Source organism: Oribacterium sp. Sow4_G1_1, assembly GCF_052116105.1.
Lineage (GTDB): Bacteria > Bacillota > Clostridia > Lachnospirales > Lachnospiraceae > Oribacterium.
Map to the genome: position 1 here is coordinate 103,519 of NZ_JBQKLS010000001.1, position 16,829 is coordinate 120,347.

Here is a 16,829-nt window from a genome sequence, read left to right on the forward strand (position 1 = left end):
AGCCGAGTGTCAATTCTATCCGTGTATCTATTATGCCTGTATCTCCGTGCCGTCCCGGAAGGTGACCGTGATTTCCTTGTTCCTGCCCACTGTGACGAACTCTACCATGCCGCCCCAAAGGCCGCCGTCAAACTCGCTGATGTTGCCGTCCTGTGCTTTCAGTACCTTGATGAAGTCCGCCAGCCGTTCGTTCTGCGCTTCCTTTGCGGAGATGGCGGCCACCACCTCATCGTACCGAGCCTTGGCTTCATCGTACCGCCTGACAAGCCCATCGTAGCGTTTTTGGTACTCGTCCTGGTCCTGCGCAATGCGGGCATTCTCCTCTACAATGTTCTGCGTCATTTCCACAAGCACCGCCATTTCTTCCTCCAGCTTGCCCTTTTCTTCCTGCAGGGCTTCGGTGACGCAGAGCGTTTTTCGGATGATCTCCGCATTGGCGATGATCTCTTTCTTCTCTGTCACGAGCTGGTTGTACGCCGATACGAACGCCGCCTTGACCTCATTCTCTGTAACATGGGGAGTCTGGCACTTCTCGCCGTTATACTTTCGGTTGCAGCGGTAAATGACCCTGCGGTACCTATCCGTGGAATGCCAGACCTTCGAGCCGTACCAGCCTCCGCAATCGGCGCACTTTATCTTGTTGGAGAAGATGCTCACGCCACTGTAGCGTGAACCGCCCTTCGTGCGCTTGGCAAGCTCCGCCTGCACCATGTCGAACACTGCAGGGCTGATGATTGCCTCGTGGTTACCCTCCACATAGTATTGCGGCACTTCACCCTCGTTCTTCTTCATCTTTTTCTGCAGGAAGTCAACCGTGAACTCCTTCTGTAAAAGGGCATCGCCCTTGTACTTCTCGTTCGAAAGCATCCGGCGCACCGTCTGTTGGTTCCACACATCCTTGCCCGCAGGCGTTTTGATGCCCCGGCTTGTCAGTTCGGCGGCGATGGAATGCGGCGTCATCCCCTCAAGAAACAAGTGGAAAATGAGCCGCACCGTTTCTGCCTGTTCGGGATTGACCACAATCTTACCCGTCTCTTTATCCTTGTCCAGTCCAAGGAAGCGACTGTAGGCAAAGCTGACCTTGCCGTCCGCCATGCGCTTGCGCTGTCCCCAGGTGACATTCTCGGAAATGGAGCGGCTTTCTTCCTGCGCAAGGCTCGACATGATGGTGATGAGCAGCTCGCCCTTGGAATCCAGCGTCCATATATTTTCTTTCTCGAAATAAATCTCGATGCCCTCGTCCTTCAGCTTCCGCACCGTGGTAAGGCTGTCCACCGTGTTCCTTGCGAAACGGCTCACGCTCTTGGTCACGATAAGGTCTATTTTTCCGGCAAGGGCGTCTGCAATCATCGCCTTGAAGCCTTCGCGCTTTTTTGTATTCGTTGCTGAGATTCCTTCGTCCGTGTATATGGCAACGAACTCCCAATCGTCCCGGCTCTTGATGTAATTAGTGTAGTAATCGACCTGCGCCTCGTAGCTCGTGGTCTGGTCTTCGTGGTCGGTCGAAACGCGGGCATATCCGGCAACGCGGCGTTTCTTCGTACTGTTTATCGGCGTGGCCGTGTACCGGCTGATGGTAGCCGGTATCGCCGTTACTTTTCTTTGCGCCATGCTTTTCCACGCTCCTTCCGTAGTTGCTTCATGTGTTCACTCATCTGCTGCCGCACCTCCGGCGTGTACCTGCCCTTGATGGATTCCTTGAACTTGGCTCTCTGCTCATCTGTCCAAGGTCTGCCGACCCGTTTCGGTTGCTCCCATGTGCGTCTGACCATACCGCCGTCCTTGAAATGGAAAACCATCTCCGTTGCGGAAAGCACATCGATGTGGTCTATCCGCTTTTCAAACTCGGCATCGTCAAATTCGGGAATGCCGAGCGTCTCCGCTATAAAGGGCTTCAGTACATCTTCCCGCAAACCGACCGTACCGCAGCCGTTCCGCTCCGCGCACCGCCAGTAGAACGCCTTACCGCTTTCCGAGGTAGCTGACGGCTGTGAAGCCCTGCGGAAATTGCATCCGCATCCGGCACACTTGATTTTCCCCGTCATGACGGAAGAACCTTTGCAGTTCGGTTTCTTTCTGCGCTTCTCGGAGGTCTTCGCTCTGTACTCAGCCGTCCAGCAATCCTGGTGTCCCGTGTTCGGGCAGTCCTTCGTGACAATGCCGCCGTCCTTCAGATGGAACTCCAGTACATACCGCTCCGGCACACTGATGAAGTCCACTTTCTCGCTGAATACATCCTCATCGAACTCTTCCAATCCCAGTACCTCGGCACACGCCTTTTTCAGATTCTCGTGGTTGATGCTGCCGCCGACGGGACACCGACCGCCTTTTTTCTTTCTCGACCCACAGACCCAAAACTCCATGAAGCCCCTGTCGGTACGCTTGTTGTGCATATAGCTTAGACCGCAATGCGGGCATTTCAGCATTCCAGAAAAACAGGTGAGGTTCAGGCTCTTGTTCGCCCTCGGTCCCAGTTCCTTGCGCCGTGAAATCTCTGACTGCACATAGTCGAATGTCGCTTTGTCGATGATGGCGGGATGCGTGTCTTCCACATAATATTGCGGAAGTTGTCCCTTGTTCTTTTTCCGCTGTTTTGAAATGGGATCGGATATGAATTCCTTCTGCAGGAGGAGATTGCCCGTGTAGGTCACATTCGTGAGAACCACCTTGATGTTGGAATCTACCCAACGGCATCCTTCTCTTGTTGTGATGCCCTCGGCGGCGAACTCCCGCTCTGTTTCCAGCCTTGATTTTCCGTCCAGGAAGTTTTGGAAGATGCGCCTCACAATTTCCGCTTCCTCCGGCACGATGACCAGGTCATCTCCCTCCCAGCGGTACCCGTACACCCGGAAGTGTCCGTTCGGTATTCCTTTCTCGAACCGCTTTCTGATGCCCCATTTGCAGTTCTCCGAAAGGCTGTGGCTTTCTTCCTGTGCGAAGGATGCAAGGATGGTCAGCATCAACTCGCCGTCACCGCTCATGGAATTGATGTGTTCCTTCTCGAAGCGCACCTCCACGCCGATGTCCTTCAAGTGCCGCACCGTCTCCAGCAAGTCCACCGTGTTCCTGGCGAACCGCTGGATTGATTTCGTGAGTATGATGTCAATCTCGCCGTTGTCGGCGGCTTCAATCATACGCTTGAACTCATCGCGCTTGGCTATCCCGGTGCCGCTTATTCCATCGTCCGCGAACACGCCTGCGTACTGCCAGTCAGGATTCTTCTGTATCAGTGAACTGTAGTAGCTGATCTGTGCGGAGAGGGAATGGTTCATGCGTTCCGATTCCATCGAGATGCGGGCATAGGCAGCGACTTTCTTCTTCGTTTTTATGGTCGGCACTGCCTGTTCGACCCTCGTGATTTTTGCCATGAAATCACTCCTTTCCGACACTATACATCACTCTTTACGCCCCGGAAGTCAACGATATATCCGAGAATAATGTGCCGAAAACAGGCTTATATTTCTCAAGGAAAATTGTATCAATCTGACGATACTCCTCCTCGGAAATAAGCCCTTCTGCTAGCATCTGCCGAGCGATATGCATGGTGGTCTGATACAGCTTTTCGTTTCTGAATTCTTCCTTACTCATGACTACCACCATTAAATCTATCTGCGATATAGCAGGCATGACTGCAATATTTTCTTCGCTTATCGCCATAAACATGAAATGTCGTACCGCAGTGCGGGCATTTGAAATCATAAACTGCTTTGCGTTTCACCTGATCAAGATGTGCATTCCACCATTCATTTCGACATTTGTCACAGCAGAAACGTTTCTTTTTCTGTTTTGCAATCTGTTTGATCGCTCTTCCACAATTTTCACAGAATGTGATTTCTTCATGACTTTCTTCCAGCGTTTTCGTAACAGGATTTCTACGACAAAACGATTTCACGGTATTCGTAGACATACCGAGTATTTGCGCTATTTTTCCATAACCATTCCCAGCAGCACGCAGCTTCCTAATTTGGGCTTTTTGATTTTCTGTCATATAATTTCAGCTCCTTCTGAGGGAATAACCTTGTACCTCCCTCACTCACTGCCGAAAAATTCAACCCCATCGTTATGACATGCATGGTGCCCTGAACACGTGGAACACGGAAAAAGCCATTATGCTGTACATTTTCCAAAGAAATCAGAGCATATAAAAAATTGTGTTTATAAGAGATATATAGGCAATTAGCGTTCCATAGTGTTCTCGTGTTCCAAAAGCAAAAAAAAAAAAATGCCCACCAAAGGATGATCTCCTCGGCGGGCATGAAAGGCTGATTTTTCAAATTGGAAATGGTTGAATTTCGAAGCTTTCGGAAGTAAATTTAAAACATACAGTGGTGACACAAATACCACCCATCTGCGGTATTTTTTAGATAGTTCGAAGGAGCTTGGTGATGAAGAGGAAGAATTGGAATAAAGGATTTACTCTGGCAGAGCTCCTGATCGTGGTGGCCATCATTGGAGTCCTAGTGGCGATCTCGATTCCGATTTTCAGCAGCCAGTTGGAAAAGGCGCGAGAGGCAACCGATGCCGCTAACATTCGTTCCCAATATGCGGAGGTCATGGCAGATGCCATTATGGACGGCGGCTCTGTCAACAAGGACCATAAAACCTATGAGGCGATTCCACTTCGACAGCAGAAGGATGAATGGCAGAGCTCTGGATTAATAACGAATCTCGAGGGCGTCTTCGGAGAGATCGTAGGCGACTATCCGAAAGCCGGTGGGCAAGCATGGGTAGAATTTGATTCCTCTAAGGATTACTCCATCCTGCATTATGAAGATGGCAGTGGAAGTGCTGGTGGAAGTGGCTCCGGCGGCGGAAGTACAACTACTCCGACCAACCCAACCACGCCAACGAATCCAACTTCTCCGACAAAACCGGATACATCGAAGCCAGATCCTTCAGAGCCTAATAAGGAACCGACAGCGCCAACAGAGCCTGAGAAACCAGGTGGAAATTCTACCATCAATAAAGTAGAAAACGCAGCCGGGACCTGGCCGACACCGGGTAACACAGGTACTGTTGAAACAGGAAAATCATACAGGTTGCCGGACGGAACCACTTATATAGCTACTTCAACTCAAAGCTATAATCAATATTACACAGCTCATTATCCAACAGAGGACGGCTATGGTTGGCTTGGTGTAAAGCCATCTGGCGCAGTAATTTCCTCTGACAAGGTTGCAAATGGTAAACTTACGGTTACTGTAAACTGCGGGGATATATTTGAGAGCCCAGATGGAAATTTTTATGTATGGAAGAATTCTTCTTCAAATTCGTGGGGAGCGCCTATTGATGATCAAAATTGGGTAAAACTCATTATTGAATGAAACCATTAAGTAAATCATGAACAGAACAAAAAGGCTCACAGGCGCAGAATACCATTACTCCGTCCTATGAGCCTTTTCTTATTTCACTCTGATCTTCCATCCAACCTGGATGCAGTTCGGATTCTTGATGAGCACGCTATTCAGCTTGAGAATGGCCGCCACACTTGTGTCATAGCGCTCCGCGAGCTCTGAGAGCGTATCTCCCGACTTCACGGTAACGTACTCTGCCTTTACCCCTTTAACCAGCTCGTTCACTCTTCGCTGTACGGTGTCCGCATCAAGGCCGAGAGCCTTGAGTGCTTGTCTCCTCTTCTCGCCGTTTCCATATTTCCCAAGTAACACATTTCTCGCGGCCTCATCAATGGTGATCGTCTGCTTCGTCTCGGTCTCATACCGAGGAGCTGCAAAGCCACGGATGTAACCCCATCCGATTGGGATGGTTCTTCTTGATACGGCATTTCCTTTATTGCCTTCGATGACCGTGAACGTATTTCCCTGTACGGACTCCACCACACCGATATGGTTTGAATATCCATCATTCGGCTGAGAGAACTGTTTCCAGTTATAGAGCACGATGTACCCTGGCTCCGGGCGGACGGTGCCATCCTCAATCCAGATCCCCTTCTTCTTAAAAATCTTTACGTGCTCTTCGCATCCGCACTCTGTACCGATGAGATCAGTCATACCTGTCTTGATCGCAGCCGCGGATACCGTGGTATCGCACCACTCATCGCTGTATCTCACCTTATATCCTCGCGCGAGTGGCTGATGGCTGTTGTAGAGATTAATAATACTTCTGTATTTCCCGTTGGCTTCTGAGAAACCGATCCAGCTTCTCAGAACAGAAATCAGGTCATTTGCTGTTCTGCTCATAAAATTACCTCCAATTCAAAAAAGCTCTCTCCACCTTGTTTCCAGTGCAAAGAGCCTAAACTATACTTCTTAGCTATACTTCTATACCGCAGCGTGAATGGACTGAGCTTGTCCGATGAGATATGCTCCTTGTGAAAGGAGCCACTATGACTATTTATGATATCGGTTACCTGGACGGTCGAAACCATGCGCTGTCCTTGATCACGCGTTTTGTGCAAAGCAAAGAATGCACCCTCGAAATTCTCTCTGACCGAACAGCTCTCGAGGATGCACTCCAACGCTTTGATCCCGGATTTTTCAATAACTACGATGAAAATATCGGGCCGATCTACTGATCACCCCTCATCTTCTGCCCGATCATGGAGCTGTTCTAAAACGGTTTTGATCTTCTCCGGTACCGGAAGTCCAAGATGCGCTGCATTCTCAAGAAGGCTTACACCTTCATTGGAAATGTAGAAAAAGATCACAGCGGTACGAAGTACACTGCCGGTACCGATGATCTGCACATCAAGGACGTTTGCAATTCCGACCAGAAGGAAGATGAGCACCTTACGGCAGATGCCCTTAAAGCCTACCTCACTGGAGAGGGTTTTATCTGCAATCGCACACATGACGCCTGTGATGTAATCGATCACCACAAAGGCGAGCAGTGCGTAAAGCAGACCGTCACAGCCGCCGAGAAAGTAGCCAAGCCATCCTCCAATCGCTGCAAATACAAGTTGAATCGTGTTCCAGAATTCCTTCATAATGTTTGTCCTCCTTTGAATTTTGGGTATGAAAAAAGCACCTCGTCATGAGATGCTTGCTTTCAAGGTGTCACCGAGCTATTCCTCTGTAATGGTGTATGTGATTTTCATGGTCTTATCTGCGGTCTTGATGACCGGAGTGCCCAGGTTATTGATGGTGGCAAGGTAGGGAGTAATCAAGAACAGCTCCCGGTACAGATTGTAGACATTCGATTGAAATATCCATTCACGAAGCGCGTAAGTCTTATACCGAGCCATCTGGTTTCGTCCCCAGGATGCATAGCTTGCATCTGGCGTATCACGAACATAGATTTTTGGCTCACCGTTTAGGAAATACCAACCATTGATTACGATGTCATCATCTACGATATAGGTCCACACGGTTGACGAAACATAGGTGATATTCGGCACAAGCTCGATATTTGCCACATTGGTGGTATCAATGCGATACACCTGATTGCCGGTATAGCACATGAGCCATTTTCCACTCATACCAATGCTGTAGAATTCACTGATATCGCTTGGAGCTACGATTTTCTGCGTGGTGCACTGATTGCCGTCAATTGTATCCATGTACCATTCGTAATTCTGGTGAGTGTAGTAGTCCGTATTGCCGCTGGTATAATTGTATTTTCGATTAGACCGTCGAACCAATCCATACCATTTTCCGTCAGCGCCGTGATACAGGTAATTCCAAATTCCAGAATCATTGTTATACGGTTCCTCTGTTCCATCCTTCTGTCCTCCAATGTAGTGGTAGTAGGAAGGGTAATGGTTCAGCTCGATTGTGGTTTCCTCATCGGCCTCCGTGGTCATTCTTGTCAGCGGTCGATCAACGAGCGCTGCATGAAGATAATCATCATAAATCTTTCGAAGTGTGGCCTGCGTGGAGTTATAATACGTTGTCATTTCCAGGCGATAGCCCTCGCCGATATAAACGCGCTTGTTTCCACGCATGCAATAAGGCTTATATTTATCCTGAACATTTGCAGACCAGGTCCCGATTCTGACCATGTAGTTACCGGCATACTGCGTACCTTTTCCGGCTAGCGTGTTGGAAAGGCAGATAGCAGAAATCGTACCATTTGCCTGCGAGGTAGCAAAGTCCCAGACAAACCGGTACCCGCCATCCACTTCCTTGCTCTCGGTAAGGTTCCGGCTGCCTCGCCGGATATCCTCTGTGTTATTTGCATCATCCGAAGCATAGCCGATCAGCGGATTATTCAGCGGAGCGTAGATATTGTCTGCTCGTTCTTCAAGTGCATTCTGATACAACAGGATGCCGCCCATGATATTTTTCTTGAGCGGCAGCATCCAATCATCTCCACTGGTACCATTAAAAGTAGTGTTGTTGTATAGCATGCCTTTGATGTTGCAGTTCAGAACATCCATTGCAGCTTCTGTCACCAGGTTAGTATCTTCGTAATGCTCCTTTTTGCCGGTATAGACATTTGTTAGTTCGATTACACTTTTTCCTTTCAGCATCGTTATTCCTCCGTATTCAGATAGTCGGTCGTGATGGACTTGAGATAGCCATCCGCGCCGCTGATGATAAAGCGGTATTTCAGCTGCCCAGTAGTTGCTTTCTCTGCCCAGGAATCCACGCTGATGGCTTCGAGTGCAGCCTTTGACATTCCAGATTTCTCCTCGGACAGCTTTGCCCACACCGCATTGATACAACTCCACCAGCTTTCCCCATCATCAAAGGAGACAGCAAACAACACCTCGTCCGAGCAGTCAGCAGTTACCTTTTCGATGCCGAGAATTGTGGCATCCGACATATCGATGTTTTCGGAGTAAATGACCTGCGGAATCGGGACCCCTGTATAGGTTACCTTCATATCCGGGAAGAGATTCTCTGAATCGTGCCAGTAAAGAATTGTTGGATCATGCAGTGTGATGAGCAGCTTTCCATTCGGGATATCCTGTACACCACTAGTCTCAAAAAGTTCTGCTGTGAGCTCTGTTTCCTCTAATTTAACGAGCGCATTCTCTTCCACGGTATACAGAGAATTGTCCGCATCAGAGATAAGATATCTTCGATTGTATGGATCAAGAAAAACAGGCGCATGATCCACGTATTCAAAGCTGTTTCCAGATGCATCCTTCGGTTTAAAAGAGATGATATTTCCAGTAAGGGCCGTAAAGGAAATCGTGCCATCCCCCGTAACCAGACTGGAATCTGCAAGATAGCTACTGTTGGTTGGAATCGTGTCAAAGGAGACACAGATTTCTCCAGTATCGAAAAGAATTGCATCCCAGATCATCCGAGTTGCTTCGTTTCGATTGCCGTGCACAGAGTAGCCTTCCCAGCGGATACGAAGGAACTTGTAGGTTCCCCAGATCGTTCCTTCCTCTCTTCGAAGTGTCATAAGATCGGTATCCCTGCGGACGATTTTTAGCTGCTCCGTATTCTCGCCAAAGCCAATCCAGGAGTTACCACTGACATAAAGGGTGGAGGCTGTTTTTCCTTTGTACTGAAACCAGTCAACGCCTTTTACGGTATCGGTGCCATCATCCTGCAGAGAATTATTTCGAAGGATCTCCATGTGCTCTGTGCTCTTTAAAAGATCATCGATAGTTCCATAATCAAACATTGCTTACCTCAAGTTCTTTTATTTCTGCCATGTTTTGAAGTCCAAGTGAAAATGTAGCAAGCCGTCCCCGGTCAATCTCCTGATCCTGTCCAGAAATGCGTGTATTGAAGGATTTCTTCAGCTTTACCGCGCCATCAATCCTCTCGATAAATTCATTTAGCTGGAGGCCATCTGCGTATAAAACCTTCATATTGATAAAAGGAAGCGTATCAAATGGCAGGATCGTCAGATCGGTCAAGCTATCGAAGTTGCCTGTCGGAATCACAAGCTTCAGCATCCGGCCACAATCGAGGCGGACATTGCTATTTCCAGAGAGGGCATATTCTTTACGAAGTTTAAATACGTCATCATCAAGGACATATTCCTTCTGGTAATGCATCTTCTTTTTATCAGCGGTTTCTACCACATCATGTACAATCGGTGCAAAGAGTCGAAGCGAATCCTTCATGGACCGCATCGGCATTCCGGTTAAGGAGATAGATGCCACGTGGTCATTTAATCCTGTCTTTTTCGGTGCAAGAAAATGTACCGTAACAGCGTCATGCAGCGCATGTGTAGGCATAGAGGAAAGAAGAATCTTCTTCAGGGTATCTTCTGCCGTGATCCGTCCATCCCAGCGTTCCTGCACACCCAGTCCCTGGCCGGTGATGGTCGCCATGATATTTTGTGCCTCAATATGCCCGGTTCCATTTTTCATGGAGATCAGCACTTCAAAGGTATGAAGCTGATTTGCCGTAAGGCCGATGATCGGGTAGTAGAGCGTCAGGAGATGCTTGCCGCTGAGCCAGGATTCCTTCGGATGGAATTCCTCAACCTCATGACCATCCAGTACATAAAAAACAGAAAGAGCTGTTTTTCCATCCTCATTCCAGGAAAGTGGAAAGGAAATCACCTTCTTGTTTTCAACTTCGTTTCCCTCGTCATCGGTAGTTGTTCCAAGGTCAATGGTCGTTTCTGCAGTGAGTGTTCGCGTATTCGGATTGCTTTCCACCTCCATGATCGCCTGGGCATGAAACTCTGCATTGGTCTCATCGCCGGATGCAAACTCCATGTTGATGATGGACTGCTTTTCTTCTCCGGCATCTAGTGCCAGGGCATTGGTGAAGGTGTAGATGCTTAGCTTCGTTTCACCAATGGAGCTGATCAGGCCACTGATGTTCTTATCGTTTTTACTTTTTGCTGCAGCAAGCCTTGGATTCTTGCCGACACATTTCACCGTCTGCTTCCCATTGATTCTCGTATAGATAGAGGTGATTGCGGATTGCTTGGTTTCATCTGCATGGCCGCCGGTAAAGCGAAGTACATCACCAAGGTCCATCGCAGGATTGCCGATGGTTTCTGAATCAAAGGGTACATACTCCACAGTCGAGACAACATCAAGAATCGTGTTAATGATTCGCTTTCTCGTCTCCTCCAAGCCAAACTGCAGAAGCGGGTTTACGCCAAGATTCATCGTCAGTCCATCATCCGGATCCTTCGCGTAGTATTCCGCTGTTTCCGTCTTTTTGTTGGTGGAGCTGACCGCTGTATAGCGAGTGACGAAATCGGAAAAGCTGCTGCTGAACCGGTGACGAATATCAATGGCCATGACTGGCGTGCTTCCGTAAGATGTCAGAGAAAGCTTTCCATAACGATCAATGACTGCAAAGCATCCGAGTGTCTGTGCAAGGTAAAAGAGAAAATCACGCCACGATTCGATGTCATTATCCTGATAGATACCAAGAAGCTCCATACCATTTGGTAAGGCCTCGATCTCTTCCTTTGTTTGCGCAAGCTCCACATGGCACGCCTTCGATAGCAGAGAAAGAAATTCATAGGGATAGGCACTGGACAGGCCTTTATTGAAGGATTTATCCAGGTTCAGCATTCCATCATAGGCTTTCAGCTCCAGTGTTTTGATACGGCGATTGGCTTCGGCTACATAGAACACACCCATCGGAATGCTCTCTGTGTTGCCATCATCAAGCAGCAGATGGAACCAGAGCTTGATTTCTGCGTCGTCCAAGGTGTATCGGTCGATATCACAGAACAGGCTGATGCCAAGCTCTGCGGCATACACAGAGCCAAGCTCAATTTCTGAGTTCCCGCAGCACTGCCTCGAAATATATCCGCTGCCTTTTACGATATCCCCATTTCCAAATTCATAGGTTTTCTTATCACTGGTGGTGATCGTGCCGGTCCAGTAATATTTTCTTGTGTTACTTTTGATTACCTGCATAAAGGCATCCGATACTGGATACACAGCACCACCTCCATTAAAATTCGTTTAGGGTAAAGCTCACTGTCCACAGTCCCTTATAGGATGTATCCTTTTTGAGCTTCGCTTTAAATCCGCTGATATACATTTCTGTTTCTTTCTGCGATAAATCTTCGGTATCAAAATATTGAACTGTCAGCTTTGGTAGCTTGGAATAAGCCGTCAGCTGTTTCAGCCATTTCGGGGATACAGAGAAAGAGACGGATATCTTCACGACACCCGTCCTTACGACATCCCGCTGCGTAGTACCTGCTTCCGTTTCACCGCTGGAATCTGCCTCTATATCGGAAAGATCGAGGTCATAGGAATCCGGCAGTGGGAGGGCAGTACCATTGAAATTCAAATATTGCATAAATGCCATCGTTACCGACCTCCGCTTCTAAGATTTGCCCTCTGCTGGGCATTGACAATGACCTCGTCCAGCATCGTGCCTCCAAGGTATACCGGAATTACGATGTCTCCTGACTGACCAGTTGCACCGGCGAGGCCTTCACGGATTGCTGCAGTGATACCGGAAAGTGTATCAGCTGTTCCGGTAGATGTAGTGGCTGTGGCAGTTTCCATTCTTCCAATTTGCGGGTTGATCACCATGCTGGTTGCAACACCATCCATTGCCTTTGACACAAGGCTCTTGCTCTCTTCAATTCCACGAGCAAGTCCAGCCATGAAGTCCGGCATCCAAGATTCATAATCGGTAAGTGGTCCTTCGTCCGGGACCGAGAAGTGAAGTACAGAGCGGATCTTGTTTGCCACACCATTTACCGCATCGGTAACTGCGCCAACAGCTGACTTGATACCATTCACGATACCCATGATGAGGTCACGTCCCCAGCTGAATGCCTGAGAAGCAAGGCCCTTCACATAGCCGACGGCTCGCTCAAAGCCTGAGTGGATCACATCGTAGATCTGACCGATGATGCTGCTGACGGCAGATTTCACGCTATTCCAGATAGAAGAAACCGTGTTCTTAATGGTATTCATCACACCGGAGATATAGCCGCTGATGCTGTTCCAGATACTTGTCACCACACCCTTGATGGCATTCAGCACAGACGTTACTACCGATTTGATGGTATTCCAGCCCGTCGTAAAGATGGAATGGATCGTGGTCAGCACCGTAGTCACCACAGTCTGAATGGCCATCCAGATTGTCTGGAAAAAGCTCTGCAATGCAGTGAGAAGCGGAGTCAGGAAGGCGACAATTGCATTCCAGATTTCCTGGATTTTTGTGCTGATTGCATCCATCGCCATGCCGATCAAGATTTGAATAGCCTGAAAGATCGTCTCAAACAGATACCGGAAGGCTTCGAGCAGCGGGCCGAAAACCGATACAAATCCGTTCCAGATATTTGTGATTGTATCGACAATGCCCTGTACAATGCCACCGACGGTCGTGCTGATTGCAGTCCAGATGGAAGAAGCAGTCGTAGCAATGCTCGTCCAGATACCAGAAAGAAACGTTGCAATGCCAGAGATGATGCTTCCAATCGAATCGGAGATTGCCTGCCATGCTGTCCCTGCAAGTGTTTTGATGTTCTCCCACATGCCAGAGAGGAAGGTTCCAATCTCCGTCCAGTGTTCTTTGATCACAATGACAAGATTCGCCACTGCAAAGACAATCGCAGCCACCACGCCTGCGACCAGTGCCGGAGCACCAAGAATGACCGCTCCAACCGCAGCAAGAGCAATGCCGACACCCATCAGGATGTCCTTTACAAGAGAGAATCCATTCCGAAACATATCTATGAAATTTTTTACAGCAGTGATAGCACCACCGATCACAAGGCCAATGCCGGAGAAAACCTTCAGCACGGCGCTAATTCCGGAGGTCGCTGCACCGATGCCCTTGATGGCTCCCGTGACCGTATTCACGGCCCCTGCAATCTTCGGTGCCATCGTCATGATAGAGCCAACGGCACTCATGATCTTTCCAACAAAGATAAGGACCGGTCCAAGAGCAGCCACGAGAAGTGCCACCACGAGGATGATCTGCTTTACCGGCTCCGGCAGCTTATTGAGAAAGTCCACCAGGCCTTGCAAAGCCGATACTAGAGAACGGATTGCAGGCATCATAAGGTCCGCAAAGGAGATGGCAAGTTCCTGAAGCTGCGATTTCAGAATCGTAAGCTGACCACTTAAGTTGTCCTGCATGGTTTCTGCCATCTTCTCAGATGTGCCGTCACAGTTCTTGATCGCGCCTTCGAGCTTTGAAATGTCCCCAGGTGCGGAGTTCATAAGAGCAAGGAAGCCGGACATGGCATTCTTACCGACGAGTGCCTCTGCATTCGATGCCTTCTCTGAATCTGAAAGCTGCCCGAAGGCGGACCGACAGTCTGCAAGGATTGCCGTGAGGCTTCGCATCGAGCCATCGGCATTGGTGGTTGCAATCGTCACATCTCCGATAGACTTACCAGAAATCTTTACCTCGCCAGTAAGGTTATTCATGATGGTACGAAGAGAGGTACCGGCCTGTGTGGACTTGATACCGGCATTCGCCATAAGCCCGATGGCCTCTGCGGTATCCTCTGCGGAGAAACCAAGTGCACCGGCGATTGGAGCACAGTATTTGAAGGTTTCACCCATCATACTGACATTCGTATTTGCGTTAGAGCTTGCCGCTGCAAGGATGTCCGCAAAATGCCCGGAGTCCTTGGCGGTGAGTCCAAATGCAGTTAGTGCATCTGTAACGATATCCGATGTGGTAGCAAGGTCCTCACCAGATGCCGCAGCAAGGTTCATGATGCCTTCGATACCATCCAGCATGTCGGAGGTTTTCCATCCGGCCATCGCCATATAGTTCATGGCATCCGCAGCCTCGGATGCTGAGAACTTGGTTTTCGCTCCCATCTCACGAGCCTTTGCACGGAGCTTATCGAAGTCCTCTCCGGTTGCACCAGACACGGCGGCTACCTGGCTCATAGAAGAATCGAAATCGGAAGCTGTTTTTACAGCAGCAACGCCAAGAGCTGTAACTGCAGCAGAGGCAGGAAGGAGCTTTTCACCGGCGGAGGAAACCTTATCGCCTGCAGACTTCAGGCTTTCACCAGCAGTAGCAATCTTCTGAACAGCGGTCGCTGACTGATTGGCCTGTGTCTCCAGCTTTTTGAGATCTTCTTCCGTTTCGATGATCTCCCTCTGAAGGGCATCGTACTGTTCTTTGGAAATGTCACCATTCGCAAGTGCCTGATTTGCCTGCTCTGCAGCAGTCTTAAGAGTGGCGAGCTTTTCTTTTGTTTCACTGACAGCGTTGGAGAGGAGCTTCTGCTTCTGAGCAAGTAGCTCAGTATTGCCGGGGTCCAGTTTCAGTAGCTTCTCGACATCCTTAAGCTGACTTTGTATATTCTTGATTTCTGAATTGACACCCTTTAAGGCTGTCTGAAGTTTTGTGGTATCGCCGCCGATTTCGACCGTGATACCCTTGATTCTACTTCCCGCCATAGGCTCCTCCTCCTACTATAGGTTTTGTGATGGTACAGACCGCCTGACATCCAGCCAGGCGTCTGTTCCTCTCGTTGCTTAAACTGCTAGAATGTTGCGGCATGGTTTATGACGTAATCCTCCTTGGAACCTGTTCACTTGAAACAGTGTCCGTATGAAAGCCAGTCAGCCAGCCGTACTCATTCGCAGTTGTTCGATTTACGTAGGTTGAACCTCAGCGTTCGTGTGATACCCCAGGAGATTGAATCAGCAATGAGAAAACTGGAACCATTGCAAATCTTATTCTGGAGGTGTTTAGTATGATAAACGCAGTAGGTATCGATGTCTCAAAAGGCCGGAGTACCATTGCCGTCCTACGTCCCGGCGGTATTACCATTCGAAGACCTTTTGATGTCTCCCATTCGTCTGCAGATCTCAGCAGTCTTGTCCAGTACATAGGATCACTGGAAGGTGATACCAGGGTTGTCATGGAGAGCACAGGGCGGTATCACGAACCGGTACTTCACGCTTTGTCGGATGCAGGGATTTTCGTTAGTGCGGTCAACCCACACCTGATCCGAAATTACGGCAACAATTCTCTCCGTAAGGTGAAAACCGACCCCGCTGATGCCATGAAGATTGCCAGATATACCATTGACAACTGGTCAGAACTCCGTGAGTATACTGGCATGGACAATATTCGCTCTCAACTGAAAATCCTTAATACACAGACAGCATTTCTCATGAAGCAGAAAACAGCTGTCAAAAACAATCTCATTGCTCTCCTTGATCAAACTTATCCGGGAGTAGACAAACTCTTTACCAGTCCCGTCCGCACGGACGGAAGCGAGAAATGGGTGGATTACGTCTACTCTTTCTGGCACGTTGACTGTGTCCGCAAAATTGGCATCAAAGCCTTTTCGGAACGCTATGCAGCCTTCTGCAAACGCCATGGATATAATTTCCAGAAAGGTAAGCCCCAGGAGTTGTTTGATGCCTCTAAGGAGCTTATCGCTACCCAGCCCAAAGACCTGATCTGTAAGAAGATGATTCAGAACAGCATTGAGCAGCTCAAGCTACTTTCCAGGCATATCGTTGAGCTTCGTTCCGAAATGGACCGTCTTGCTTCAACACTCCCCGAATACTCCACGGTTATGGAAATGTATGGTGTAGGTCCGGTTTACGGCCCTCAGCTCATTGCCGAAATTGGTGATGTGTCCCGCTTTCCACGCAGGGAATCACTGACTGCCTTTGCCGGCGTGGATCCGGGGAAAAATGATTCCGGCCAACGCATCAGCAAGAGCGTACATGCCTCAAAATGCGGTTCCTCGCGGTTAAGAAAGACTTTGTTCCAGATCATGTCGACCATTCTCCAATTAGGCGATAATGATGATCCTGTCTATCGCTTTCTTGATAAAAAACGGTCGGAGGGAAAAGATTATCTTGTTTACATGACCGCCGGAGCCAATAAGTTTCTTCGCATCTACTATGGCAAAGTAAAGGAATGCCTGAGACAACAAACAAACGCTACTGAATAACCCGACAAATGTCTTTTCTCACTCGGCCGCCCGAGTGACGGTCTTTTTGTGCTACCTTCCTTTCCGCCTGCAAATCT

Annotated in this window: 14 protein-coding genes; 3 read left to right on the forward strand and 11 right to left on the reverse strand. The window is 48.8% G+C overall.

Going from position 1 to position 16,829, the window contains the following annotated elements; genetic code table 11:
- Positions 1-30: 30 nt before the first annotated feature.
- Genes ACTQ52_RS00460 through ACTQ52_RS00475 form a run of 4 tightly spaced genes read right to left on the reverse strand, consistent with a single transcriptional unit; the run spans position 31 to position 3,988 of the window.
- On the reverse strand, positions 31-1,611 hold the full coding sequence (locus tag ACTQ52_RS00460) for a recombinase family protein (protein ID WP_441981455.1): 1,581 nt from the start codon (positions 1,609-1,611) through the stop codon (positions 31-33).
- Positions 1,593-3,368 carry a recombinase family protein gene (locus ACTQ52_RS00465; RefSeq protein ID WP_441981456.1) on the reverse strand — a complete coding sequence of 592 codons (1,776 nt, stop codon included), beginning with the start codon at positions 3,366-3,368 and terminating at the stop codon, positions 1,593-1,595. Before ACTQ52_RS00465 ends, ACTQ52_RS00460 begins: the two co-directional genes overlap by 19 nt.
- Positions 3,369-3,402: 34 nt before the next feature.
- A complete protein-coding gene (locus ACTQ52_RS00470) occupies positions 3,403-3,588 on the reverse strand; it encodes an SHOCT domain-containing protein (RefSeq protein ID WP_441981457.1) in 186 nt (61 codons plus the stop codon).
- On the reverse strand, positions 3,581-3,988 hold the full coding sequence (locus ACTQ52_RS00475) for an RNA polymerase subunit sigma-70 (protein WP_187565955.1): 408 nt from the start codon (positions 3,986-3,988) through the stop codon (positions 3,581-3,583). The genes ACTQ52_RS00470 and ACTQ52_RS00475 overlap by 8 nt, the downstream gene beginning before the upstream one ends.
- A 397-nt stretch (positions 3,989-4,385) precedes the next feature.
- Between ACTQ52_RS00475 and ACTQ52_RS00480 the strand changes: the two genes are divergently transcribed.
- Positions 4,386-5,324, forward strand: coding sequence for a type IV pilin protein (locus tag ACTQ52_RS00480; RefSeq protein ID WP_441981458.1), 939 nt, complete (start codon positions 4,386-4,388; stop codon positions 5,322-5,324).
- Positions 5,325-5,402: 78 nt separating this feature from the next.
- Here ACTQ52_RS00480 and ACTQ52_RS00485 read toward each other — a convergent pair whose 3' ends face one another.
- On the reverse strand, positions 5,403-6,197 hold the full coding sequence (locus ACTQ52_RS00485) for a LysM peptidoglycan-binding domain-containing protein (RefSeq protein ID WP_441981459.1): 795 nt from the start codon (positions 6,195-6,197) through the stop codon (positions 5,403-5,405).
- 146 nt (positions 6,198-6,343) lie between these two features.
- Here ACTQ52_RS00485 and ACTQ52_RS00490 point away from each other — a divergent pair, with 146 nt between their 5' ends.
- Positions 6,344-6,532 carry a hypothetical protein gene (locus ACTQ52_RS00490; RefSeq protein WP_441981460.1) on the forward strand — a complete coding sequence of 63 codons (189 nt, stop codon included), beginning with the start codon at positions 6,344-6,346 and terminating at the stop codon, positions 6,530-6,532.
- On the opposite strand, the gene ACTQ52_RS00495 is transcribed toward ACTQ52_RS00490, so the two are convergent.
- The 6 genes from ACTQ52_RS00495 to ACTQ52_RS00520 all read right to left on the reverse strand — a co-directional run bounded on the left by ACTQ52_RS00495 (position 6,533) and on the right by ACTQ52_RS00520 (position 15,235).
- Entirely contained in the window at positions 6,533-6,943 is a 411-nt protein-coding gene (locus ACTQ52_RS00495) for a phage holin family protein (protein WP_441981461.1), read from the reverse strand. It lies immediately after the preceding gene.
- A gap of 78 nt (positions 6,944-7,021) precedes the next feature.
- Entirely contained in the window at positions 7,022-8,428 is a 1,407-nt protein-coding gene (locus ACTQ52_RS00500; protein ID WP_441981462.1) for a hypothetical protein, read from the reverse strand.
- A gap of 2 nt (positions 8,429-8,430) precedes the next feature.
- A complete protein-coding gene (locus tag ACTQ52_RS00505) occupies positions 8,431-9,540 on the reverse strand; it encodes a hypothetical protein (RefSeq protein WP_441981463.1) in 1,110 nt (369 codons plus the stop codon).
- Entirely contained in the window at positions 9,533-11,758 is a 2,226-nt protein-coding gene (locus ACTQ52_RS00510) for a hypothetical protein (protein WP_441981464.1), read from the reverse strand. The genes ACTQ52_RS00505 and ACTQ52_RS00510 overlap by 8 nt, the downstream gene beginning before the upstream one ends.
- 37 nt (positions 11,759-11,795) lie before the next feature.
- Entirely contained in the window at positions 11,796-12,158 is a 363-nt protein-coding gene (locus ACTQ52_RS00515; RefSeq protein WP_441981465.1) for a hypothetical protein, read from the reverse strand.
- Between the two features lie 2 nt (positions 12,159-12,160).
- A complete protein-coding gene (locus ACTQ52_RS00520) occupies positions 12,161-15,235 on the reverse strand; it encodes a phage tail tape measure protein (protein WP_441981466.1) in 3,075 nt (1,024 codons plus the stop codon).
- 302 nt (positions 15,236-15,537) lie between these two features.
- Between ACTQ52_RS00520 and ACTQ52_RS00525 the strand changes: the two genes are divergently transcribed.
- Positions 15,538-16,752, forward strand: a complete 1,215-nt coding sequence (locus tag ACTQ52_RS00525; RefSeq protein ID WP_441981567.1) for an IS110 family transposase — start codon at positions 15,538-15,540, stop codon at positions 16,750-16,752.
- Positions 16,753-16,829 lie beyond the last annotated feature (77 nt).